We start from the raw sequence: 22,274 nt of genomic DNA, 5'->3' as shown, positions 1-22,274 counted from the left end.
CTTATTTTGAAGAAATGAGACAAGCAGGGGCATTCGGGTTGGTACCCGAACTATCAGCGTGATCCTAGTGGCTTGTTCTGGTCGCTGCACTTGGCCTTTTGCAAGCAAACTCGGTGTTTTCGCCGGTGGTGTCCCCAAATCGAGGGTGACCAAGCATGCAAGAAAGCGTGATGCAGCGCATGTGGAACAGCGGCTATCTTTCAGGTGGTAACGCTGCCTATGTGGAAGAGCTTTATGAGCTCTACCTGCACGACCCTAACGCTGTGCCAGAAGAATGGCGCACCAAATTTCAGACGTTGTCTTCAGACGGCAACGCTGCCACCGATGTATCGCATGCTGCGATTCGCGATCATTTCGTGTTGCTGGCAAAGAACCAGCGCCGCGCCCAACCGGTTTCCGCCGGCAGCGTGAGCAGTGAGCACGAGAAGAAGCAAGTTGAAGTACTGCGACTGATCCAGGCTTACCGGATGCGCGGCCACCAGGCGGCCCAGCTTGACCCGCTGGGGCTCTGGCAGCGTCCTGCACCTGCTGACCTGTCGATCAATCATTACGGCTTGACCAATGCCGATCTTGATACGACCTTCCGTGCCGGCGACCTGTTCATCGGCAAAGAGGAAGCGAGCCTACGCGAAATTCACGAAGCGTTGCAGCAGACATATTGCCGCACCATCGGCGCTGAGTTCACGCACATCACCGATTCCGAGCAGCGCCATTGGTTCCAGCATCGCCTGGAAGGCGTGCGTGGCCGTCCGGTCCTGTCCGCCGATGTGCGCAGCCATCTGCTTGAGCGCGTGACCGCCGCTGAAGGTCTTGAAAAATACCTGGGTACCAAATACCCGGGCACCAAGCGTTTCGGCCTGGAAGGCGGCGAAAGCCTGATTCCGATGCTCGACGAACTGATCCAGCGTTCCGGTTCCTATGGCACCAAGGAAGTCGTGATCGGCATGGCTCACCGTGGTCGCCTGAACGTGTTGGTCAACACCTTCGGCAAGAACCCGCGCGAGTTGTTCGACGAGTTCGAAGGCAAGAAGAAGGTCGAGCTGGGTTCCGGTGACGTTAAATATCACCAGGGCTTCTCGTCCAACGTGATGACCACCGGCGGTGAAGTTCACCTGGCCATGGCATTCAACCCATCCCACCTGGAAATCGTTTCCCCGGTGGTCGAGGGGTCGGTGCGTGCGCGCCAGGATCGTCGTAACGACGCTACCGGCGAGAAGGTCCTGCCGATTTCCATCCACGGTGACGCGGCATTCGCCGGTCAAGGCGTGGTGCTGGAAACGTTCCAGATGTCGCAGACCCGCGGCTTCAAGACCGGCGGCACGGTTCATATCGTCATCAACAACCAGGTTGGCTTCACCATCAGCAATCCGCTGGATGCGCGCTCTACCGAGTACGCCACCGACGTTGCCAAGATGATCCAGGCGCCGATCCTGCACGTGAATGGCGATGATCCGGAAGCCGTACTGTTCGTGACCCAACTGGCTGTCGACTACCGCATGCAATTCAAGCGTGACGTGGTCATCGACCTGGTGTGCTACCGCCGTCGCGGTCACAACGAAGCGGACGAGCCAAGCGGCACCCAGCCGTTGATGTACCAGCAGATCACCAAGCAGCGCACCACCCGTGAGCTGTACGCCGAAAGCCTGACCAAGGCCGGCGTGCTGGATGATGCGCGCGTCCAGGCGAAGATCGACGAATACCGCAATGCGCTGGATAACGGCCTGCATGTGGTGAAAAGCCTGGTCAAGGAACCGAACAAAGAGCTGTTCGTTGACTGGCGTCCCTACCTGGGCCACACCTGGACTGCGCGCCATGACACCAGCTTCGACTTGAAGACGTTGCAGGAGTTGTCTGCCAAGTTGCTGGAAATCCCTGAAGGGTTTGTGGTTCAGCGCCAGGTTGCGAAGATCTACGAAGACCGTCAGAAGATGCAAGCCGGCGGCCTGCCGATCAACTGGGGTTACGCCGAAACCATGGCGTACGCGACCCTGGCGTTCGAAGGTCACCCGATCCGCATGACCGGCCAGGACATCGGCCGCGGTACGTTTTCGCACCGTCATGCCGTATTGCACAACCAGAAAGACGCGGGCACCTACATCCCGTTGCAGAACCTGTACGAAGGCCAGCCACGTTTCGACCTGTACGATTCGTTCCTGTCCGAAGAGGCCGTACTGGCGTTCGAATACGGCTATTCCACCACCACGCCTAACGCGCTGGTGATCTGGGAAGCCCAGTTCGGCGACTTCGCCAACGGTGCCCAGGTGGTTATCGACCAGTTCATCACCAGCGGCGAGCACAAGTGGGGCCGTCTGTGCGGTCTGACCATGCTGCTGCCACACGGTTATGAAGGTCAGGGCCCCGAGCACTCCTCGGCCCGTCTGGAGCGTTACCTGCAGCTGTGCGCCGAGCACAACATCCAGGTGTGCGTGCCGACGACCCCGGCGCAGATCTACCACTTGCTGCGTCGCCAGGTCATCCGCCCGCTGCGCAAGCCGCTGGTCGTGCTGACTCCGAAATCGCTGTTGCGTCACAAACTGGCCGTTTCGACCCTGGAAGATCTGGCCGAAGGTTCGTTCCAGACCGTTATTCCGGAAATCGATACGCTGGACGCCGCCAAGGTCACTCGCCTGATCCTGTGCAGCGGCAAGGTCTATTACGATCTGCTGGAAAAACGCCGTGCCGAAGGCCGCGAAGACATCGCCATCGTGCGTATCGAGCAGCTTTACCCGTTCCCGGAAGATGACCTCATGGAGATCATCGCGCCTTACACCAACCTCACGAATGTGGTGTGGTGTCAGGAAGAACCGATGAACCAGGGCGCGTGGTACAGCAGCCAGCATCACTTGCGTCGCAGCATCGGCAACCACAACAAGGCCCTGGGCCTGGAGTATGCCGGTCGTGATGCGTCTGCTGCACCTGCCTGTGGTTATGCGTCGATGCACGCCGAGCAGCAGGAAAAACTGCTGCAAGCTGCTTTCACTGTTTAACGCCTTCGCGCTGACTGAAACCGAATTTTAAGGACCTACAGATAATGGCTATCGAAATCAAAGCCCCGTCATTCCCGGAATCGGTTGCCGATGGCACCGTTGCCACCTGGCACAAGAAACCAGGCGAGGCCGTCAAGCGTGACGACCTGATCGTCGACATCGAGACTGACAAAGTCGTGCTGGAAGTGCTGGCCGAAGCCGACGGCGTGCTGGGCGCAATCGTGGCCGAAGAGGGCGCTACCGTCCTGTCGAACCAGGTATTGGGCTCGATCGAAGAGGGCAGCGCTGCTGCTCCTGCTCCTGCCGCCGCCGCTGCACCGGCTGCCGCTTCCGCACCTGCCGCCGCTCCGGCTGCGGGTGGTGAAGATCCAATCGCTGCACCGGCTGCTCGCCAGCTGGCTGAAGAAAACGGTATCAACCTGGCGTCCATCAAGGGTACCGGCAAAGACGGCCGTGTCACCAAGGAAGACGTGGTGGCTGCGGTTGAAGCGAAGAAAAACGCTCCGGCTGCCGCACCCGCCAAGGCCGCCGCTCCGGCTGCCGCCGCGCCTGTGTTCGCTGCCGGCGACCGCACCGAGAAGCGCGTACCGATGACCCGTGTGCGTGCCACCGTGGCCAAGCGCCTGGTTGAAGCACAATCGAACATGGCGATGCTGACCACGTTCAACGAAGTCGACATGACTGAAGTCATGGCGCTGCGTTCGAAGTACAAGGACCTCTTTGAGAAGTCCCACAACGGCGTGCGTTTGGGCTTCATGTCGTTCTTCGTGAAGGCGGCCACCGAAGCGCTGAAACGCTTCCCGGCAGTCAACGCTTCCATCGATGGCGCCGACATCGTCTACCATGGCTATGCAGACATCGGCGTTGCCGTGTCCAGCGACCGTGGCCTGGTGGTTCCGGTTCTGCGTAACGCCGAGCTGATGAGCCTGGCCGAAATCGAAGGCGGCATCGCCGGCTTCGGCAAGAAAGCCCGTGACGGCAAGCTGACCATCGACGAGATGACCGGCGGTACGTTCACCATCACCAACGGTGGTACCTTCGGTTCGATGATGTCGACGCCGATCGTCAACCCACCGCAAGCCGCGATCCTGGGCATGCACAACATCATCCAGCGTCCAATGGCCATCAACGGCCAGGTCGTGATCCGCCCAATGATGTACCTGGCGCTGTCTTACGATCACCGCCTGATCGATGGTAAAGAAGCCGTGACGTTCCTGGTGACCATCAAGAACCTGCTGGAAGACCCGGCTCGCCTGCTGCTGGATATCTGATTGAAGCAGCCCCAGGTTGCGAGCTACAAGCTGTAGGAAAAAGCAGCTTGGCTTGCAGCTTGGGGCTAGAAGCTTGTCGCAAATAGAGGATCTATTTTCATGACACAGAAATTTGACGTTGTAGTGATTGGTGCAGGCCCTGGCGGCTATGTTGCCGCCATCAAGGCTGCACAACTGGGCCTCTCGACTGCTTGCATCGAAAAATACACCGACAAGGAAGGCAAACTGGCGCTGGGCGGTACCTGCCTGAACGTTGGTTGCATTCCTTCCAAGGCGCTGCTGGACAGCTCCTGGAAATTCCACGAAGCCCAGGATGGTTTCGCGATCCACGGTATCAACCATGCCGGCGTGACCATGGACGTGCCCGCGATGGTCGGCCGTAAAGCCAACATCGTCAAAGGCCTGACTTCCGGCGTTGCCACCTTGTTCAAGGCCAATGGCGTGACTTCCCTGCAAGGCCACGGCAAGCTGCTGGCCGGCAAGAAAGTTGAAATCACCAAGCCGGACGGCTCGGTTGAAGTCATCGAAGCCGAAAACGTGATCCTGGCACCCGGTTCGCGTCCAATCGACATTCCACCGGCTCCAGTCGATCAGAACGTGATCGTCGATTCGACCGGCGCCCTGGAATTCCAGGCCGTGCCTAAGCGCCTGGGTGTGATCGGCGCCGGCGTCATCGGCCTGGAGCTGGGTTCGGTATGGTCCCGCCTGGGTTCGCAAGTGACCGTGCTCGAAGCCCTGGACACCTTCCTGCTGGCCGCCGACACCGCCGTGTCCAAGGAAGCCTACAAGACCCTGACCAAACAGGGTCTGGACATCAAGCTGGGCGCGCGCGTTACCGGTTCCAAGGTCAACGGCGAAGAAGTTGTCGTGACCTATACCGACAAGGAAGGCGAGCAGACCATCACCTTCGACAAGCTGATCGTAGCCGTCGGTCGTCGCCCCGTGACCACCGACCTGCTGGCTTCCGACAGCGGCGTGAGCATCGATGAGCGTGGTTTCATCCACGTTGACGATCATTGCGCAACCACCGTACCGGGCGTTTACGCGATCGGCGACGTGGTTCGTGGCATGATGCTGGCCCACAAGGCTTCCGAAGAAGGCATCATGGTGGTCGAGCGCATCAAGGGTCACAAGACCCAGATGAACTACGACCTGATTCCATCGGTTATCTACACCCACCCGGAAATCGCATGGGTCGGCAAGAACGAACAGCAGTTGAAAGCTGAAGGCGTTGAAGTTAACGTCGGCACCTTCCCGTTCGCCGCTTCTGGCCGTGCCATGGCAGCCAACGACACCGGTGGTTTTGTCAAAGTCATCGCTGATGCCAAGACTGACCGCGTATTGGGCGTCCACGTGATTGGTCCAAGCGCTGCAGAACTGGTTCAGCAAGGCGCTATCGGTATGGAATTCGGCACCAGTGCCGAGGACCTGGGCATGATGGTCTTCTCCCATCCAACCCTGTCCGAAGCGTTGCACGAAGCAGCGTTGGCAGTGAATGGCGGCGCCATCCACATTGCCAACCGCAAGAAGCGCTAAGCGAGATAATAAGAAACCACGGCGGAGTTGCCCGTCGTGAGGCTTGCGCGCAAGACTCACCGCGGAATATCCGCTGGACGCAGCCTTGTGCAGCTTTACGGGCCATAAGCCCCGCAGGTTGCGCAAGCAGCAGTCACAGGTGGTGCGGCACTCATAATGAGCGCAGCGCCGAATGCGCAGTACCTAACGAAGACGGTAAAAAGCATGAATCTTCACGAGTATCAGGGTAAGCAGCTGTTCGCTGAATACGGCCTGCCAGTTTCCAAGGGCTACGCAGTAGACACCCCGGAAGCAGCAGCAGAAGCTTGCGACAAAATCGGCGGCAGCGAGTGGGTTGTCAAAGCCCAGGTCCACGCCGGTGGTCGCGGTAAAGCGGGCGGCGTTAAGCTGGTTCGCAGCAAAGAAGACGCCAAGGCCTTCGCACAGCAGTGGCTGGGCAAGCGTCTGGTGACTTACCAGACTGATGCCAATGGCCAGCCAGTCACCAAGATCCTGGTTGAATCGTGCACTGATATCGCTAAAGAGCTGTACCTGGGCGCTGTCGTTGACCGTTCGAGCCGTCGCATCGTGTTCATGGCGTCCACCGAAGGTGGCGTGGACATCGAGAAAATCGCTCACGAAACCCCAGAAAAAATTCTGAAGGCCACTATCGATCCACTGGTTGGCGCTCAGCCATTCCAGGGTCGCGAGCTGGCTTTCCAGCTGGGTCTGGAAGGCAAGCAAGTTGCCCAGTTCGCCAAGATCTTCGTCGGTCTGGCCAAACTGTTCCAGGATCACGATCTGGCCCTGCTGGAAGTGAACCCGCTGGTGATCAAGGCTGACGGCGATCTGCACTGCCTCGACGCCAAGATCAACATCGACGCCAACGCCATGTACCGTCAGCCAAAGCTGAAGACTTTCCACGATCCGTCGCAAGACGATCCGCGCGAAGCGCACGCTGCCAAGTTCGAACTGAACTACGTAGCGCTGGAAGGTAACATCGGCTGCATGGTCAACGGTGCCGGTCTGGCCATGGGTACCATGGACATCGTCAACCTGCATGGCGGCAAGCCAGCCAACTTCCTCGACGTAGGCGGTGGCGCTACCAAGGAACGCGTAACCGAAGCGTTCAAGATCATCCTGTCCGACTCCAACGTCGCAGCAGTACTGGTCAACATCTTCGGCGGCATCGTTCGTTGCGACATGATTGCCGAAGGCATCATCGGTGCAGTGAAAGAAGTCGGCGTTAAAATCCCGGTTGTTGTTCGCCTTGAAGGTAACAACGCTGAACTGGGCGCTAAAGTACTGGCAGAAAGCGGTTTGAACATCATCGCGGCTACCAGCCTGACCGACGCTGCTCAACAAGTTGTCAAAGCTGCGGAGGGCAAGTAATGAGCGTCCTGATCAATAAAGACACCAAAGTTATCTGCCAGGGTATTACCGGTTCGCAAGGTAGTTTCCACACCCAGCAAGCCATCGAGTACGGCACCCAGATGGTTGGCGGCGTAACGCCGGGCAAAGGCGGCACCGAGCACCTGGGCCTGCCAGTGTTCAACACCGTGAAAGAAGCAGTAGAAGCCACTGGCGCCACCGCCAGCGTGATCTACGTTCCAGCTCCTTTCTGCAAGGACTCGATCCTGGAAGCGGCCTTCGGCGGCATCAAGCTGATCGTGTGCATCACCGAAGGCATTCCTACCCTGGACATGCTGGACGCCAAGGTTAAGTGCGACGAACTGGGTATTACCCTGATCGGCCCTAACTGCCCAGGCGTGATCACCCCAGGCGAATGCAAGATCGGCATCATGCCGGGTCACATTCACTTGCCAGGTAAAGTCGGTATCGTTTCCCGTTCCGGCACCCTGACCTACGAAGCTGTGAAGCAGACCACTGACGCCGGTTTCGGTCAGTCGACTTGCGTCGGCATCGGCGGTGACCCGATTCCGGGCTCCAACTTCATCGACATCCTGAAGTTGTTCCAGGAAGACCCGAAGACCGAGGCGATCGTGATGATCGGTGAGATCGGCGGTTCGGCTGAAGAAGAAGCTGCTGCCTACATCAAGGCACACGTGACCAAGCCGGTTGTTTCCTACATCGCTGGTGTGACTGCCCCTGCGGGCAAGCGCATGGGCCATGCTGGCGCAATCATCTCCGGCGGCAAAGGCACCGCAGACGAGAAATTCGCTGCGCTGCAAGACGCAGGTGTGAAAACCGTGCGTTCGCTGGCAGACATCGGCAAGGCCTTGGCCGAGCTGACCGGTTGGGCCGTCAAGTAAGCCTCGCGCTTAGCTGACGCTTCACCCCACAAAGGCCACCTTCGGGTGGCCTTTGTGCATTCTGGGCTCAGCAACGTATCTGAGGTTGGTAGAGATCCAAATGTGGGAGGGGGCTTGCCCCCGATTGCGGGGTGTCGGTCATGATGACGTGGCTGAACCACCGCTATCGGGGGCAAGCCCCCTCCCACATTTTTTTGTGTGTATGGCTAGATTAAGTATGAAAACGCGACATTTGAATGTCGCTTATCGGACAGTACGCCCCGCAACAGTGCGTTTGTCGGTCTAATTCTGTACTCTAGCCGCCTCTTTATGCGCCCGTATCCCAAAAGGAAGCTGCGCGCCAGACCGGTCGGCCCCCATAAGGGCCGGCGGTATTTCCCTCATCCACAGGGAATCCCCCTCTAAATTCCGATTCAGTAGTGTGGTATTTCCTCAAAATGAAAGTGTTGAAAAGCCAGGATATCCTGGCGTTGGGCTTTATGACCTTTGCCCTGTTCGTGGGCGCCGGCAACATCATCTTCCCGCCTATCGTTGGTTTGCAGTCCGGGCCTCACGTGTGGATGGCGGCCCTGGGGTTCCTGATTACGGCTGTCGGCCTGCCGGTCGTCACCGTGATCGCGTTGGCCAAGGTCGGCGGCGGTATGGATGCGTTGAGCAGCCCGATCGGCAAGATCGCCGGTGGCCTGCTGGCGGCTGCGGCGTACCTGGCGGTAGGGCCGCTGTTCGCCACGCCGCGCACGGCCACCGTCTCGTTCGAAGTGGGCCTGGCGCCGCTGACCGGGGAAAGCCCGCTGGCGCTGTTCCTCTACAGTTCGGTGTACTTCCTGGTGGTGTTCTTTGTCTCCCTGTATCCGGGTCGACTGTTGGATACCGTCGGCCGTTTTCTCGCGCCGCTGAAGATCATCGCGTTGGCCATCCTCGGCGTTGCCGCGTTTGCCTTGCCGGCCGGTGAGGTCGGTGTCGCCACGCCGGAATACGTCGCTGCGCCGTTCTCCCAGGGCTTTATCAATGGCTACCTGACCATGGATACCCTCGGCGCGCTGGTATTTGGCATCGTCATCGTCAACGCGATTCGCTCCCGTGGCGTTGAGTCGCCCAAGCTGATCACGCGTTACGCGATCATTGCCGGGCTGATTGCCGGCGTGGGCCTGGCGCTGGTGTATGTCAGCCTGTTCCGTCTGGGTTCGGGCAGCCATGAAGTCGCCGCCGGGGCGGCCAACGGTGCCGCTGTATTGCACGCCTATGTGCAACATACCTTCGGTTCCCTGGGTAGCGGCTTCCTCGCTGTGCTGATCTCCCTGGCGTGCCTGGTGACCGCTGTGGGCCTGACCTGTGCCTGTGCCGAGTACTTCAGCAAAGTCCTGCCGCTGTCCTACAAGACCCTGGTGGTGATCCTCGCGCTGTTCTCGTTGTTCGTGTCCAACCTGGGCCTGACCAAGCTGATCGCGTTCTCCATTCCGGTGCTCACTGCGATCTACCCGCCGTGCATCGTGTTGGTGGCTTTGAGCTTCTGTAAAGACTTCTGGCAGGAGCAGGGCCGTATCGTGGGTCCAGTGATGCTGGTGTCCTTTATCTTTGGCTGCATTGATGCACTCAAGGGCGCAGGCCTGGCTGACTGGATGCCGGCGCAGCTGGCTAATTTGCCACTTAGCGAGCAAGGCCTGGCGTGGCTGGTGCCGTCGGTGATGGTGCTGGTTGTGGCGGTGGTGGTTGATCGCATGTTGGGCAAGCGCAGCGAAGCCATCGCGTAATAGCGGTTCAACGCATTACCGAAATGCCCCGTATCAATCGATACGGGGCATTTTTTATGCTTGAGAGGCTACGACCTTCTAAAGTTGAAATACTTAAAAATGTGGGAGGGGGCTGGCCCTAATGCCAGTCAGGTAGGAGCGAGCTTGCTCGCGAAAAACTCACAGCCACCGCGTTCATTCAGAAAGCACGCTTTATCGTTGACGTTTTTCGCGAGCAAGCTCGCTCCTACAGACGGCGAGCAGCAAGCTATCGGGGGCAAGCCCCCTCCCACATTTTGAAAGCATTCAGTTATCCAACACCGTGTAAAAGGACCCACATGTCGTTTGTCCAAACCAATCAAGCCCATCTGCTCGCCGCCCTATGGTTCATTCTGTGCTGGGGCGGCTATACCCGTTACGCCACCTGGAAGGCCCGGGACACGGCCTGCCTGGCCAGCGTATTGCACCTGTATCGCGAAGACTGGATGCGCCGCATGCTGCTGCGCGATAACCGCATCGCCGATGCCAGTGTGATCGGTAACCTGGAGCGTAACGCCTCGTTCTTCGCCTCCAGCACGTTGATTATCCTCGCCGGCATCCTGACCGTGCTGGGTGCCTCGGAGCGAGCCGTGTCATTGTTGGCGGATATCCCCTTGGTACAGCAGGCCTCCCAGGGCATGTCGGAAATCAAGTTGCTGTGCCTGGCGCTGGTGTTTGTCTACGCGTTCTTCACCTTCAGCTGGTGCATGCGCCAATACAACTTCGCCGCCGTGCTGGTGGGCTCGGCACCGATGATTGGTGAGCGCCATGTGTCGGAGCAGGAGCGCAACGCCTTTGCCTTGCGCGCGGCGCGGGTGATTTCGATGGCGGCCAACCAGTTCAACTTCGGCTTGCGGGCGTATTATTTCGGCATGACCATGCTGGCCTGGTTCGTCAGCCCCTGGTTGTTCATGTTGATGAGCAGCGGGGTGGTGCTGGTGCTTTACCGCCGTGAGTTTCACTCCGACGTTTTGCAGGTGATGGTGTATACGCCGACGAATATGCACGCCCCGGACCCGGCAAAAGAGAGCGTGACTTAAAAGCCTGCATAAACAGCAGACAAAGAAAAGCCCGCTCTATAAGCGGGCTATCTTTTACAGCACTACAGCTTTACGCCATGCAATTACTGCTTGGCAGGGTCTGCAGTTGTAGTAGCAGGTGCGGCAGGTGCAGCTTCTTTAGCGGCGGCAGCATTCGATTCAGCCTGAGCTTTGGCAGCTTCAGCGTTTTCTTTTGCAGCGTCGTTCACTTTATCCTGTGCTTTCGCCATGTCTTGCTGAGCTTGCTCAGAATGTGCGGCGGCGTCTTGGGCTTTGTCTTCGGATTTCTTGTCGCAGGCAGCCAGGCCGAGGGCAGCGGCCAGCATCATGGAAATAGCTAATGTGTTGCGCATGGGTGTTTCTCCTTATTGAAGATATCTACTGGCCTTTCGAACTCAAGGGGCCAGCATTAGTTCCTTTTGTTCCACAGATATATAAAGCTTTTTCGCCAGGAACTTTCCAAATTATTACCTATCCTGCTCCCCCACACTAATAAGAATTTAAAAACCATGACCCAGACCCCCTTGTTAGACCGAGCCACCCGCTTTGTTTCGGCGCTTCGCCACTGCCATGTACTGGGGATAACCGTCCACGCAGCCACGGGGGAGGGCATGACGCTGGTGTTGCCCTATGGCGCGCACATAGTGGGTGATCCCCGCAGCGGCATCATCCACGGTGGTGCGCTGACGTCATTGATGGACACCGCCTGCGGCCTGGCCACGCTGTGCGTACTGCCCGAGTTCGAGGTCTGCCCGACCCTGGATTTGCGCATCGACTACATGCATCCCGCCGAGCCGCATAAGCCGGTGTATGGCTTTGCCCAATGCTACCGGGTAACCACCGATGTAATCTTCACCCGCGGCTTTGCCTATCAGGACGACCCGCAGCAGCCCATTGCCCATGTGGTGGGCACATTCATGCGCATGGGCAAGCATCTCAAGGGCAGCCAGGGAATGGGCGGCGCGATCAAGGGAGAGCAGGCATGAACCATCGATTCAAGACGCATCTGGAGCAAGCACTTGAGCGCGGCGATTACGCGGCACTGCTCGATCTGGTTCCCTACGCAAAGCTGATTGGCGTCGAATGCACACGCTCGGAGGACGAACTGTTGTTTCGCCTGCCGGCCAACAAAGACAATATTGGTAACCCTATATTACCGGCGCTGCACGGCGGGGTAATCGCCGGCTTCATGGAGCTGTCGGCGGCCTTGCACTTGCTGGTATTCACCGGCGCCCCTGGCCTGCCGAAAATCATCGATTTTTCCCTGGATTACCTGCGCGCCGGCCAGTTTCGCGACACCTACGCCACCTGCCAGGTGTGCCGCCAGGGCAGGCGTGTCGCCAATGTGGCGGTCACCGCCTGGCAAACGGCCCGCACTGAACCGATTGCCACCGCTCGCGCCCATTTCAAGATCGAGGAATTGCCGCTCTTGAAATCCCGGTCTTAGCCCCCAACTTTGATGACAACCCGCCGCCAACCCTTTCGGGCGCGGCCACTGCCATCCAATTGGAGTTTGATGACCATGAGTGTGGAAACTCAAAAGGAAACCCTGGGCTTCCAGACCGAGGTGAAGCAACTGCTGCACCTCATGATCCATTCGCTGTATTCCAACAAGGAAATTTTCCTTCGCGAATTGATCTCGAACGCCTCTGACGCTGTCGACAAATTACGTTTCGAAGCCCTGTCCAAGCCTGAGTTGCTGGAAGGTGGCGCCGAACTGAAAATCCGTGTGAGCTACGACAAAGACGCCAAGACCGTCACCCTCGAAGACAACGGTATCGGCATGAGCCGTGAGGACGCGATCACCCACCTGGGCACCATCGCCAAATCCGGCACCGCAGATTTCATGAAGAACCTGTCGGGCGACCAGAAAAAAGATTCGCACCTGATCGGCCAATTCGGCGTGGGTTTCTATTCGGCTTTCATCGTCGCCGACAAGGTTGAAGTGTTCAGCCGTCGTGCCGGCCTCGACGCCAGCGAAGGCGTGCACTGGGCGTCCAAAGGTGAGGGCGAGTTTGAAATCGCCACCCTCGACAAGCCTGACCGTGGCACCCGTATCGTGCTGCACCTCAAGGATGGCGAAGACGAATTCGCCGATGGCTGGCGCCTGCGCAACATCATCAAGAAGTACTCCGACCACATCGCCTTGCCGATCGAGCTGCCCAAAGAACAGGCGGCCGGCGAAGGTGAGGAGAAGCCGGCCGAGGAATGGGAAACCGTCAACCGCGCCAGTGCCCTGTGGACCCGTCCGCGTACCGAGATCAAGGACGAGGAATACCAGGAGTTCTACAAGCACATCGGTCACGACTACGAAAACCCGCTGAGCTGGAGCCACAACAAGGTCGAAGGCAAGCTGGAATACAGCTCGCTGCTCTACGTGCCGGCGCGTGTGCCGTTTGACCTGTACCAGCGCGAAGCGCCGAAGGGCCTGAAGCTTTACGTACAGCGTGTGTTCGTGATGGACCAGGCAGAATCGTTCCTGCCGCTGTACCTGCGCTTTATCAAGGGTGTGGTCGACTCCAACGACCTGTCGCTGAACGTGTCGCGGGAGATCCTGCAGAAAGACCCGATCATCGATTCCATGAAGTCGGCGCTGACCAAGCGCGTACTCGACATGCTGGAAAAACTGGCGAAGAACGAGCCTGAGAAATACCAGGGCTTCTGGAAAAACTTCGGCCAGGTCATGAAAGAAGGCCCGGCGGAAGATTTTGCCAACAAGGAAAAAATTGCCGGCCTGCTGCGTTTTGCTTCCACTCAAGGTGAAGACGGCGAACAGGCTGTGTCGCTGGCCGACTACCTGGCACGCGCCAAGGAAGGTCAGGACAAGATCTACTACCTCACCGGCGAAACCTACGCTCAGGTCAAGAACAGCCCGCACCTGGAAGTCTTCCGCAAGAAAGGCATCGAGGTCCTGCTGCTGACCGACCGTATCGATGAGTGGCTGATGAGCTACCTCACCGAGTTCGACGGCAAATCCTTTGTGGACGTGGCACGCGGCGACCTGGACCTGGGCAACCTGGACTCCGAGGAAGACAAGAAAGCCGCCGAGGAAGTCGCCAAGTCCAAGGAAGGCCTGGTTGAGCGGATCAAGGCATCCCTGGGTGAGGCGGTCAGCGAAGTGCGGGTTTCCCATCGCCTGACCGACTCTCCGGCGATCCTGGCCATTGGCGAACAGGACCTGGGCATGCAGATGCGTCAGATCCTTGAAGCCAGCGGCCAGAAGGTGCCGGACTCCAAGCCGATCTTCGAATTCAACCCGGCTCACCCACTGATCGAGAAACTCGACGGTGAGCAGAGCGAGGAGCGTTTTGGCGACCTGTCGCATATCCTCTTTGACCAGGCGGCCCTGGCCGCTGGCGACAGCCTCAAGGACCCGGCCGCTTATGTGCGCCGACTGAACAAGCTGTTGGTTGAACTGTCGGTTTAACACCGTTGTAGAAAAAACCCGCTTCGGCGGGTTTTTTCGTTCAATCCCTCCCAACTGGAGAAAATGATGAGCCAAGTCACAGTACGTTCCGTGGTCTATCAGATTGATGGCCAGTCTTATGAAAGTCGTCTGGCGTTCGATGCCAGCCACCAGGGCCCGCTGCCGGGGCTGCTGATGGCGCCGAACTGGATGGGCGTGAGCGCGGGCGCCGAAGAAATCGCCAAGAGCGTTGCCGGCAAAGGCTACGTGGTGCTGATTGCCGACTTGTATGGGCAAACGGTGCGGCCGACCAATGGCGATGAAGCTGGCGCGGCGATGATGCCGTTGAAAAATGATCGTGCGTTGTTGAACAAGCGTATGCACGCGGCCTTTGAACAACTGCAAGGCCAGACCGAGGCAGCGGTGGATACGTCGAAACTGGCGACCTTCGGTTTCTGCTTCGGTGGCTGCTGCTCCCTGGAATTGGCCCGTACCGGTGCGCCGGTGAAAGCGGCTATCTCGTTCCACGGTACCCTCGACACGCCGAACCCGGCGGATGCGAAGAACATCAAGGGTTCAGTGCTGGTGCTGCATGGCGCGTCCGACCCTCTGGTACCGAAAGAACAACTGCCGGCGTTTGAAGATGAAATGAACGCAGCAGGTGTGGATTGGCAGCTGCTCAGCTACGGTGGCGCCGTGCATTCCTTCACGGACCCCCATGCCAATGTGCCGGGCAAGATGATGTACGACGCCAGGACTGCTGCGCGGGCGTTCCAGTCGATGCACAACTTGCTGGATGAAGTGTTCAAGGGCTGATTCTTCAGCGCCTGTTCGGGCCTCATCGGGGCAAGCCCCCTCCCACATTTTGGATGTATTCACAATGTGGGAGGGGGCTTGCCCCCGATGGCTATTTCACAGGCAACTCAATTCTTTCTGACTCCCGCTGCACAGTGAGCCGATCCCCAGCCGCCCATCATTGCCGCGCCTGCTCGACCGGAAGTTCGCGTTATTGGCTGAAGGCGCCTTCCGAAAGTGTTGTCTCAATGCTGACTTCGGCCGTGGTCATCAGTTTGTGCACCGGGCACTTGTCGGCGACGCGGTGCAGCTCCTCACGCTGAGCGTCGGTGAGCACGCCCTTGAGGGTCAACTTGACGTTGAGCGTGTATTTACCTTTTTGCTCTTCGGCGGCGTCGTGGGTAACTTCTACCGTTACGCCGGTGAGCGGAATGTCTTTCTTCTGTGCGTAGAGCCTGACGGTCAAGGCTTTGCACGACGCCAGCGCGGCATCGAAATAGTCGTGAGGAGAGGGGGCGGAGTCGTCACCGCCCAGGCTCTTGGGCAGGTCGGTAAACAGCTCGTGGTTGTTAATAGCGACGCTGTGACGGAAATTTTCGGCGTTCAGCGTATTGACGGTAACAGGCATGGCGAACCTCACAAGGTTTGGATGACGGTCATGCAGTAATAGAGCATGCCGGCACCTGGGGGTTCCAGGTTTTTGTCCTTGCTGAACCCTGATGCGCGGGGCAGGGTCTACCCGGATCAGTTCCTATCGAGGTATTACCGTGCTCTGGACCCGTGTGAGTTTTGCCCTGATGCTCGCCGCCAGCAGTCTTGCCGTGCAGGCCCGCGACTATGCCTACAGCGACGCCCACCTGCATTACGTAGACTTTTTCCAGGAAACTGCGGGCATGGACAAGCTGCTCAAGGCCATGACGGAAAATCGCATCGAGCATGTGATGATTTCCGGCATTCCCGTGGCCAAGAAATGGCACGAGGACGAACCCAAGCGCCCGCGCTATTACGCGGGCGACGATGCCGATGCCTACTGGTACAGCGCCACCGATGTGATCGTCGCCGCTGCGGTCAATAAGCTCGCCCCGGAACAGCGCCAGCACTTTCATCCGTTCCTGGCCGGTTTCAATCCCAACGACAAAAACTCTGCCGCTCACATCCAGCGCATGCTCGACCTCAACCCAGGGCTGTGGCAGGGCATTGGCGAAGTGTTTACCCGCCACGACGATCTCACCGCGCTGACCTCGGGTGATACGCCGCGCGCCAACAACGAGGCCATGACGCGCATCTATCACTTGGCGGCGGAGAACGACCTGCCGGTGATGCTGCACTCCAACATCACCTCCAAGCGCGAGCGCAACCCGTTGTACCTGGCCGAAATCGAGCAGCCGTTGCGCAACCATCCGCACACACGCTTCATCTGGGCCCACGCCGGTACCAGCAAGGAGATTCACCGTCATCAGGTGCAAATGGATTTCCTGCTGCCTACCCTGAGCCGCCTGCTCGAGGCTTATCCCAACCTGTATATCGACCTGTCCTGGAGCGTGCTCACGCCCTACCTGCTGGATGACGCGGGCAAGCCCAGGCCGGAGTGGGTCAAACTGGTGGAGCGCTTCCCTGATCGCTTCATGCTGGGCTCTGACGTGGTAGGGCGTTTCAACAAGCTGGGTAAGGAAATGCGCGGTTTTGACCCTTTCCTCGACGCATTACCTGAAGACGTTGCCCACAAGGTCGCGCGGGATAACTTTCTGGCCATCCTGCCCAAGTCGACCCGCAATGAGGGCGCGCATTGAGGTCGGGTTTTGGTGTTGCGTAATTGAGGTGATCCTATCGCGCATAGGTATCTTCAAAACTGTGTAACACCCAACGCAAACCACGATGCGAAGCGAGCTGCTCTTGATCTTGATCTGCTTTTGATCTTAGGCGCCCCGTTAAACCACGCTGGCCGAACGCAGGCTTGAATCCGTGGGTAACCCTGCAGGACGCCGGGTTAGCCGCACTGGGCCAGGGATGGCCCATTGCGGCGGCCCACGGATTCAAGCCTGCGTTCGGGCACACCGAGCCTAGGCGAGGTGCCGAGTGGTGGGGCAAGAGCGTTTTGCTTACTTTTGCGCTTTTCAAAAGTGAGCCGCCGTAAGGGCGGAACCCTAAGTGGCCGTGACCGCAGAAACGGATATGTACTCGGTCTGATCCGGCATCCTGGTCGGTCCAGAGGCCGTCATCGGGGGCAAGCCCCCTCCCACATTCGACCGCATTCTCCAGGCCAGCTCGGCCAAATGTGAGAGGCGCGGTGCGCCGGCTCGACTTGCCCCGATGCACGTGACTCGGTCTCATTCAATCGCCCATAAAAAAGCCCCGAACCAGTCGGGGCTTTTCATCGCTCAAGCGCCAGGCCTTACTTGCCCTGCCAGCGTTTCAGCACCAGGGTGGCGTTGGTGCCACCAAAGCCGAAGCTGTTGCTCATCACGGTGTCGATTTTCACATCTTCAACGGTCTTGGTCAGGATCGGCATATCGGCGACGACCGGGTCGATCTCGTCGATGTTGGCCGAGCCGGCCATGAAGTTGCCTTCCATCATCAGCAGGCAGTAGATCGCTTCGTGAACGCCGGCGGCGCCCAGGGAGTGACCCGACAGGCTCTTGGTGGAGCTGATTTTCGGCGCGTTGTCACCGAATACCGCACGCACGCCTTCCATCTCCTTGGCATCGCCGACCGGAGTCGAAGTGCCGTGGGTGTTCAGGTAGTCGATCGGGGTATCCACGGTGGACATGGCCATCTGCATGCAACGGATGGCGCCTTCACCGCTTGGCGCAACCATGTCGTAGCCGTCGGACGTCGCGCCGTAGCCAACGATTTCCGCGTAGATTTTCGCGCCACGGGCCAGAGCGTGTTCCAGCTCCTCGACCACCACCATGCCGCCACCGCCGGCGATGACGAAACCGTCACGCTTGGCGTCGTAGGCACGGGAGGCCTTTTCCGGGGTTTCGTTGTACTGGGTGGACAGCGCGCCCATGGCGTCGAACAGGAACGACTGGCTCCAGTGTTCTTCTTCACCGCCGCCGGCGAATACGATGTCCTGCTTGCCCAATTGGATCTGCTCAACGGCAGTCCCGATGCAATGGGCGCTGGTGGCGCAGGCGGAGGAGATCGAGTAGTTCACACCCTTGATCGCGAACGGCGTGGCCAGGCACGCCGAAACGGTGCTGCCCATGGTCCGCGTTACACGGTACGGACCAACGCGTTTCACGCCTTTTTCGCGCAGGATGTCCAGCGCTTCCATCTGGTTCAGGGTGGATGCGCCGCCGGAGCCGGCGATCAGGCCGGTACGTACGTTCGACACCTGGTCTTCGCTCAGGCCGGAGTCGGCGATTGCGTCTTTCATGGCCAGGTAGGCGTAGGCGGCAGCGTGGCCGACGAAGCGATAGATCTTGCGATCGATCAGTTCTTCGAGGGGCAGGTCAATGGAGCCGGAAACCTGGCTACGCAGACCCATTTCGGCATATTCCGGGTTGAAACGGATGCCAGGGCGACTTGCACGCAGGTTAGCGGTGACGGTCTCTTTGTCATTGCCCAGGCAAGAAACGATGCCCAGACCAGTGATAACGACGCGGCGCATGCGGATAACCCTTAAAAGTTGTCAGTGGAAGTGAATACGCCGACCCGAAGGCCTTCGGCAGTATAGATCTCGCGACCGTCGACAGTCACCGAACCGTCGGCGATGGCCAGGTTCAGCTTGCCCTTGAGGACGCGCTTGATTTGAATGTTGTAGGTGACTTTCTTGGCGGTCGGCAGGACCTGGCCAAAGAACTTCACTTCGCCCGAACCCAGGGCGCGACCGCGGCCCGGCAGGCCTTGCCAGCCCAGGTAGAAGCCGACGAGTTGCCACATGGCATCAAGGCCCAGGCAGCCCGGCATCACCGGATCGCCTTCGAAGTGGCAGGCAAAGAACCACAGGTCAGGGGTGATATCCAGCTCGGCGACCAATTCACCTTTGCCGTACTTGCCACCTTCTTCGCTGATATGGGTGATGCGATCCACCATCAGCATGTTCGGGGCGGGCAGTTGCGCGTTACCTGGGCCGAACAGCTCACCGCGACTGCAGCGCAGCAGGTCTTCCCGGGTAAAGGCGTTTTGTTTGGTCATGCGAGCTCCTCAATAATCCCATGCGGCAGGGTAGGGCAAATCTTCCCGAACCGGATGAAGCGTTCATGCCTCATAGCGGCAGCCTACACATAGACTATTGCGTTGTAGTGAAAGTCACAGCGTCAAGGTACTCAATGTACACTTGTTCACTGAAATGTTAAACCGGACCTGTTTATCGGCCCGTTCGGGTGCCTAAGACTGCCGCACTTTCGTCCTCCACGCCAGTCGGAGTTGGCTTAGCCACGACTGCTAGTGCACCCAGCGCTGGAGGATTTGCTGCAAATCCGTGCGTTTGAACGGTTTGGCCAGGTAATCGTTCATTCCGGCTGCAAGACAGGCTTCGCGGTCGCCCTGCAAGGCGTTGGCGGTCAGGGCGATAATCGGTAAATCGGCGCAGCCCGGCAGTCGGCGAATTTGCCGGGTGGCCTCGTAGCCGTCGATCAATGGCAGGCGGCAGTCCATCAGGATCGCGGTAAAGATCAGGCTTTCGGCGCTGCGGATCGCCTCGGCGCCATCGGTGGCCAGGCTGACTTCAAAACCCAGGCTGCGCAGCATGGCTTCGACCACGGTGCGGTTAACCGGGTTGTCTTCCACCAGCAGTATGTGCCGCCCGTCGCCGGCACTGGTCTTGCCCACGGCGTCCGGGGCGATGGCGGGCAGGCTTTGCTGATCGATGGCCAACGGAATTTCCAGGGTGAACACCGAGCCCCGGCCCTCTTCGCTTTGGGCGCGCAGGGTGCCGCCCATGCGTTCGGCCAGGGTGCGGGCGATCGGCAGGCCGAGGCCGGTGCCTCCGTAACGTCTTGAAATGGAGCTGTCGGCCTGCTGGAACGCATCGAACATCAGTTCCAGACGCTCGGCGCAAATACCGATACCGCTGTCGCGCACGGTGCAGGTGAACCACACCAGTTCATGGTCCAGGGTTTGCCAGTGGGCCTCCACGTGCACGGTACCGTGCTCGGTGAACTTCAAGGCGTTGCCGATCAGGTTTACCAGGATCTGCCGGATACGGGTCGGGTCACCGCACACCCGCAGGGCCTCCATGCCCGAGGGAATCGACAGCTCCAGGGCCAGCTCACGCTGCTGCGCGCTGTGCTGGAACGCTTGGGCGCAACTGCTGATCAGGTCGGCCAGGTTGAAGGCAATATGTTCCAGCTCCAGCGCGGCTCGTTCGATGCGCGAGAAGTCGAGGATGTCGTTGATGACTTTGAGCAGGTGCTCGGTGGACTCGGAGGCCAGCGCCGCGTATTCGGCCTGCTCTTCGGTCATCTCGGTGGTTTCCAGCAGTTGCAGCATGCCCAGCACACCGTTCATCGGCGTGCGCAGCTCATGGCTCATCATCGCCAGGAATTCGGACTTGGCATTGTTCGCCCGCTCGGCTTCCTCGCGGGTCTGGATCAACTGCGCCATGGCCTGCTGCTGTTCGCGGCTGGCCTGATTGAGGCCCGCGGCCAGGTTATTGATGTGCCGTGCCAGGTCGCCCAGTTCGGAGTCGTCGACAATCGGCAGCGGCGTCTTGTAGTCGCCCTGCTGGATGGCCTTCACCGCATGCCCCATGGCGCTGATCGGTTGCGACAGGCTGGCGGCCAGGCGTCGCGCCAGCAGGAAGGTAAACAGCAGGGCGAACAGCGCCAGAATGCCGGCCTTGAACAGGATTTCCTGCTGGCGCTGACTGAACGCGTCATTGGACATACCGACAATCACCCGGCCCAGGTAGTCCGCTCGCGGCGCCTTGGGTTCGTTGAGGTTGTCCTGGAAGAAATCATTGCCCAGCTGGATATGCTGCAGGCGGATCGGCGCCTGGAACACTTTTACCGAGAGTGAACGGTCGTGCTTCTCCGACGGCTGCTCGACGTACACCAGAATGTTCTCGGCGCTGTCCTGGATCTCCAGGAAGCGCACGTGGGGCGTGGCCAGCGTCGCGCGCAGCAAGGCATCGAGCACATCGTTGTTGCCGGAAATAACGCCGTATTCGGTGGCAGGCGCCAGTTGGTTGGCGATCAACTGGCCGGTGTGGTCCAGCTCCTGGCGCAAGTCCTGGATACGCACGAAGGTAAAGAAGCTGATCAACAGTAAGGTCAGCAGCAGCGCAGGCCCCAGGGTGATGAGTTGGGTGCGGGTGTTGATGTCCCAGCGACGGCGCAAGGTCATGGGCGTTCATCTCCTTCGGCCAGGCGGGCGGCGACGGCAGCTTCGTCGACCTGTTCGATGCCCAGTGAGCGTGCGACTTGCGGGTTGCCTACCACTTTGAAGTGTTGCGGGTACAGCGTGCGCGGCCAGTTGGCCGGCGGGTGGTCGAGCAGGCGATCAAGTACGGCGAGCCAGTCGGACTGGTCGCTGTAGGTGCTGGCCAGGCTGCCTGCGCGGACAAACCCGGCATTGGGCCCTATCAGCGGCAATTGCTGGGCATAGCTGCTCAGTAACAGGTTCTTGGCGGTTTTCGGGTTGTACAGTTGCGGGTCGTCCAGGCCCAGCAGCACATCACTGTTCTTGAACAGGGTTTGCAGGGTGCGGCTGTCGTTGGTGTTGTCCCAGCGTTGGCGCACGATTTCCAGGCCCAGTGGCGCGGCGTACCGGTCAAGCTCAGGCAGCAGGAATTGGCTGTCGGCGCCGTAAAGCACGCCGATCCGCCGGGCCTGGGGCAAGATGCTGGCGATCAGGCGCAACTGGCGCGCCAGCGGCGGGTCGCTCCACAGCAGGCTGATTCTGGCCGGGCGCGCGTTGCCCAGGCGCTGGTGAGCTTGCAGGCGGCTGATGCGCAGCACCAGGGTCGGTGGCCCCTGGCTATCCTGCAAGCGCCAGTCGAGGCCGGGCAGGTCCAGCAGGATCAGGCGGGTAGTGGTGGGCAACTGGCTCGGCGCCGGCAAATCTGCAAGCAGGGTGAAGGTGACATGGTCTTCGGGGCGCTGCCGGGCGAGGGCCTGGGTAAACCCCTGGACACCGGCACTGTCCTCGGCGGCGGTCAGCAGGATGTCGGCGCTCCACACCGGGGGGGTGAACAGCACGCACACCAGCAGCAAGGCGCGCCGCCACAGCCGTGAAACAAGAGGGAGGGTCATCCGTGACTGATCGCCCATG

The 22,274-nt window shown here is 59.5% G+C and carries 18 protein-coding genes; 12 read left to right on the top strand and 6 right to left on the bottom strand.

Going from position 1 to position 22,274, the window contains the following annotated elements; all coding sequences use genetic code 11:
• The first annotated feature begins 155 nt into the window (after positions 1–155).
• The 7 genes from J1G34_RS01420 to J1G34_RS01390 all read left to right on the top strand — a co-directional run bounded on the left by J1G34_RS01420 (position 156) and on the right by J1G34_RS01390 (position 10,855).
• Complete coding sequence (locus J1G34_RS01420) at positions 156–2,987, top strand: 2-oxoglutarate dehydrogenase E1 component (RefSeq protein WP_065894785.1); 2,832 nt, start codon at positions 156–158, stop codon at positions 2,985–2,987.
• 44 nt (positions 2,988–3,031) lie between these two features.
• Positions 3,032–4,258, top strand: a complete 1,227-nt coding sequence (odhB, locus tag J1G34_RS01415; RefSeq protein WP_065894786.1) for a 2-oxoglutarate dehydrogenase complex dihydrolipoyllysine-residue succinyltransferase — start codon at positions 3,032–3,034, stop codon at positions 4,256–4,258.
• Between the two features lie 99 nt (positions 4,259–4,357).
• On the top strand, positions 4,358–5,794 hold the full coding sequence (lpdA, locus tag J1G34_RS01410) for a dihydrolipoyl dehydrogenase (protein ID WP_057722679.1): 1,437 nt from the start codon (positions 4,358–4,360) through the stop codon (positions 5,792–5,794).
• Between the two features lie 204 nt (positions 5,795–5,998).
• A complete protein-coding gene (gene sucC / locus J1G34_RS01405; protein ID WP_003190011.1) occupies positions 5,999–7,165 on the top strand; it encodes an ADP-forming succinate--CoA ligase subunit beta in 1,167 nt (388 codons plus the stop codon).
• Positions 7,165–8,046 (top strand): succinate--CoA ligase subunit alpha, encoded by an 882-nt coding sequence (gene sucD, locus J1G34_RS01400; protein ID WP_065884237.1) that lies wholly within the window; start codon positions 7,165–7,167, stop codon positions 8,044–8,046. The genes sucC and sucD overlap by 1 nt, the downstream gene beginning before the upstream one ends.
• A gap of 437 nt (positions 8,047–8,483) precedes the next feature.
• Complete coding sequence (brnQ, locus tag J1G34_RS01395) at positions 8,484–9,797, top strand: branched-chain amino acid transport system II carrier protein (RefSeq protein WP_065884277.1); 1,314 nt, start codon at positions 8,484–8,486, stop codon at positions 9,795–9,797.
• Positions 9,798–10,114: 317 nt separating this feature from the next.
• Positions 10,115–10,855: a DUF599 domain-containing protein gene (locus tag J1G34_RS01390; RefSeq protein WP_065896348.1), complete on the top strand. Its 741-nt coding sequence runs from the start codon at positions 10,115–10,117 to the stop codon at positions 10,853–10,855.
• Between the two features lie 83 nt (positions 10,856–10,938).
• On the opposite strand, the gene J1G34_RS01385 is transcribed toward J1G34_RS01390, so the two are convergent.
• Positions 10,939–11,208: a hypothetical protein gene (locus J1G34_RS01385; protein ID WP_065896347.1), complete on the bottom strand. Its 270-nt coding sequence runs from the start codon at positions 11,206–11,208 to the stop codon at positions 10,939–10,941.
• Between the two features lie 156 nt (positions 11,209–11,364).
• On the opposite strand from J1G34_RS01385, the gene J1G34_RS01380 reads away from it, so the two are divergent.
• The 4 genes from J1G34_RS01380 (at position 11,365) to J1G34_RS01365 (ending at position 15,077) form a co-directional block, all read left to right on the top strand.
• Positions 11,365–11,841 (top strand): PaaI family thioesterase, encoded by a 477-nt coding sequence (locus J1G34_RS01380; protein ID WP_222993106.1) that lies wholly within the window; start codon positions 11,365–11,367, stop codon positions 11,839–11,841.
• Positions 11,838–12,302 carry a PaaI family thioesterase gene (locus J1G34_RS01375; RefSeq protein WP_222993105.1) on the top strand — a complete coding sequence of 155 codons (465 nt, stop codon included), beginning with the start codon at positions 11,838–11,840 and terminating at the stop codon, positions 12,300–12,302. The genes J1G34_RS01380 and J1G34_RS01375 overlap by 4 nt, the downstream gene beginning before the upstream one ends.
• A 75-nt stretch (positions 12,303–12,377) precedes the next feature.
• The gene (gene htpG / locus J1G34_RS01370) at positions 12,378–14,282 is read left to right on the top strand and encodes a molecular chaperone HtpG (protein ID WP_065894812.1); all 1,905 of its coding nucleotides are present in this window, start codon (positions 12,378–12,380) and stop codon (positions 14,280–14,282) included.
• A 66-nt stretch (positions 14,283–14,348) separates the two neighbouring features.
• Positions 14,349–15,077, top strand: a complete 729-nt coding sequence (locus tag J1G34_RS01365) for a dienelactone hydrolase family protein (RefSeq protein ID WP_065936894.1) — start codon at positions 14,349–14,351, stop codon at positions 15,075–15,077.
• 190 nt (positions 15,078–15,267) lie between these two features.
• Here the strand turns inward: J1G34_RS01365 and J1G34_RS01360 are convergent, their stop codons facing one another.
• Entirely contained in the window at positions 15,268–15,684 is a 417-nt protein-coding gene (locus tag J1G34_RS01360) for an OsmC family protein (protein WP_222993104.1), read from the bottom strand.
• A gap of 169 nt (positions 15,685–15,853) precedes the next feature.
• Here J1G34_RS01360 and J1G34_RS01355 point away from each other — a divergent pair, with 169 nt between their 5' ends.
• Positions 15,854–16,846 carry an amidohydrolase family protein gene (locus tag J1G34_RS01355; protein ID WP_262411673.1) on the top strand — a complete coding sequence of 331 codons (993 nt, stop codon included), beginning with the start codon at positions 15,854–15,856 and terminating at the stop codon, positions 16,844–16,846.
• Positions 16,847–17,448: 602 nt separating this feature from the next.
• Here the strand turns inward: J1G34_RS01355 and fabB are convergent.
• The 4 genes from fabB to J1G34_RS01335 form a co-directional block, all read right to left on the bottom strand.
• Positions 17,449–18,669, bottom strand: coding sequence for a beta-ketoacyl-ACP synthase I (gene fabB, locus J1G34_RS01350; RefSeq protein ID WP_065884250.1), 1,221 nt, complete (start codon positions 18,667–18,669; stop codon positions 17,449–17,451).
• A gap of 11 nt (positions 18,670–18,680) precedes the next feature.
• The gene (fabA, locus tag J1G34_RS01345; protein WP_003210552.1) at positions 18,681–19,196 is read right to left on the bottom strand and encodes a 3-hydroxyacyl-[acyl-carrier-protein] dehydratase FabA; all 516 of its coding nucleotides are present in this window, start codon (positions 19,194–19,196) and stop codon (positions 18,681–18,683) included.
• A gap of 249 nt (positions 19,197–19,445) precedes the next feature.
• Positions 19,446–21,347 (bottom strand): ATP-binding protein, encoded by a 1,902-nt coding sequence (locus J1G34_RS01340; RefSeq protein ID WP_065896344.1) that lies wholly within the window; start codon positions 21,345–21,347, stop codon positions 19,446–19,448.
• Positions 21,344–22,273 carry an ABC transporter substrate-binding protein gene (locus J1G34_RS01335; protein WP_065936892.1) on the bottom strand — a complete coding sequence of 310 codons (930 nt, stop codon included), beginning with the start codon at positions 22,271–22,273 and terminating at the stop codon, positions 21,344–21,346. The genes J1G34_RS01340 and J1G34_RS01335 overlap by 4 nt, the downstream gene beginning before the upstream one ends.
• Between the last annotated feature and the right edge of the window lies 1 nt (position 22,274).

Source organism: Pseudomonas sp. Wu6 (assembly GCF_019891515.1).
Taxonomy (GTDB): Bacteria; Pseudomonadota; Gammaproteobacteria; order Pseudomonadales; family Pseudomonadaceae; genus Aquipseudomonas; species Aquipseudomonas orientalis_A.
The sequence above is the reverse complement of the archived record's forward strand: the minus strand, read 5'-3'. Positions and strand labels throughout refer to the sequence as shown.

Coding starts and splice junctions, on each gene's coding strand:
- J1G34_RS01335 (WP_065936892.1), bottom strand. CDS start 22,273: ATGGGCGATCAGTCACGGATGACCCTCCCTCTTGTTTCACGGCTGTGG.
- J1G34_RS01385 (WP_065896347.1), bottom strand. CDS start 11,208: ATGCGCAACACATTAGCTATTTCCATGATGCTGGCCGCTGCCCTCGGC.
- J1G34_RS01380 (WP_222993106.1), top strand. CDS start 11,365: ATGACCCAGACCCCCTTGTTAGACCGAGCCACCCGCTTTGTTTCGGCG.
- J1G34_RS01420 (WP_065894785.1), top strand. CDS start 156: ATGCAAGAAAGCGTGATGCAGCGCATGTGGAACAGCGGCTATCTTTCA.
- sucC (WP_003190011.1), top strand. CDS start 5,999: ATGAATCTTCACGAGTATCAGGGTAAGCAGCTGTTCGCTGAATACGGC.
- fabA (WP_003210552.1), bottom strand. CDS start 19,196: ATGACCAAACAAAACGCCTTTACCCGGGAAGACCTGCTGCGCTGCAGT.
- J1G34_RS01340 (WP_065896344.1), bottom strand. CDS start 21,347: ATGACCTTGCGCCGTCGCTGGGACATCAACACCCGCACCCAACTCATC.
- J1G34_RS01390 (WP_065896348.1), top strand. CDS start 10,115: ATGTCGTTTGTCCAAACCAATCAAGCCCATCTGCTCGCCGCCCTATGG.
- J1G34_RS01365 (WP_065936894.1), top strand. CDS start 14,349: ATGAGCCAAGTCACAGTACGTTCCGTGGTCTATCAGATTGATGGCCAG.
- odhB (WP_065894786.1), top strand. CDS start 3,032: ATGGCTATCGAAATCAAAGCCCCGTCATTCCCGGAATCGGTTGCCGAT.
- sucD (WP_065884237.1), top strand. CDS start 7,165: ATGAGCGTCCTGATCAATAAAGACACCAAAGTTATCTGCCAGGGTATT.
- brnQ (WP_065884277.1), top strand. CDS start 8,484: ATGAAAGTGTTGAAAAGCCAGGATATCCTGGCGTTGGGCTTTATGACC.
- J1G34_RS01375 (WP_222993105.1), top strand. CDS start 11,838: ATGAACCATCGATTCAAGACGCATCTGGAGCAAGCACTTGAGCGCGGC.
- fabB (WP_065884250.1), bottom strand. CDS start 18,669: ATGCGCCGCGTCGTTATCACTGGTCTGGGCATCGTTTCTTGCCTGGGC.
- J1G34_RS01355 (WP_262411673.1), top strand. CDS start 15,854: ATGCTCGCCGCCAGCAGTCTTGCCGTGCAGGCCCGCGACTATGCCTAC.
- J1G34_RS01360 (WP_222993104.1), bottom strand. CDS start 15,684: ATGCCTGTTACCGTCAATACGCTGAACGCCGAAAATTTCCGTCACAGC.
- htpG (WP_065894812.1), top strand. CDS start 12,378: ATGAGTGTGGAAACTCAAAAGGAAACCCTGGGCTTCCAGACCGAGGTG.
- lpdA (WP_057722679.1), top strand. CDS start 4,358: ATGACACAGAAATTTGACGTTGTAGTGATTGGTGCAGGCCCTGGCGGC.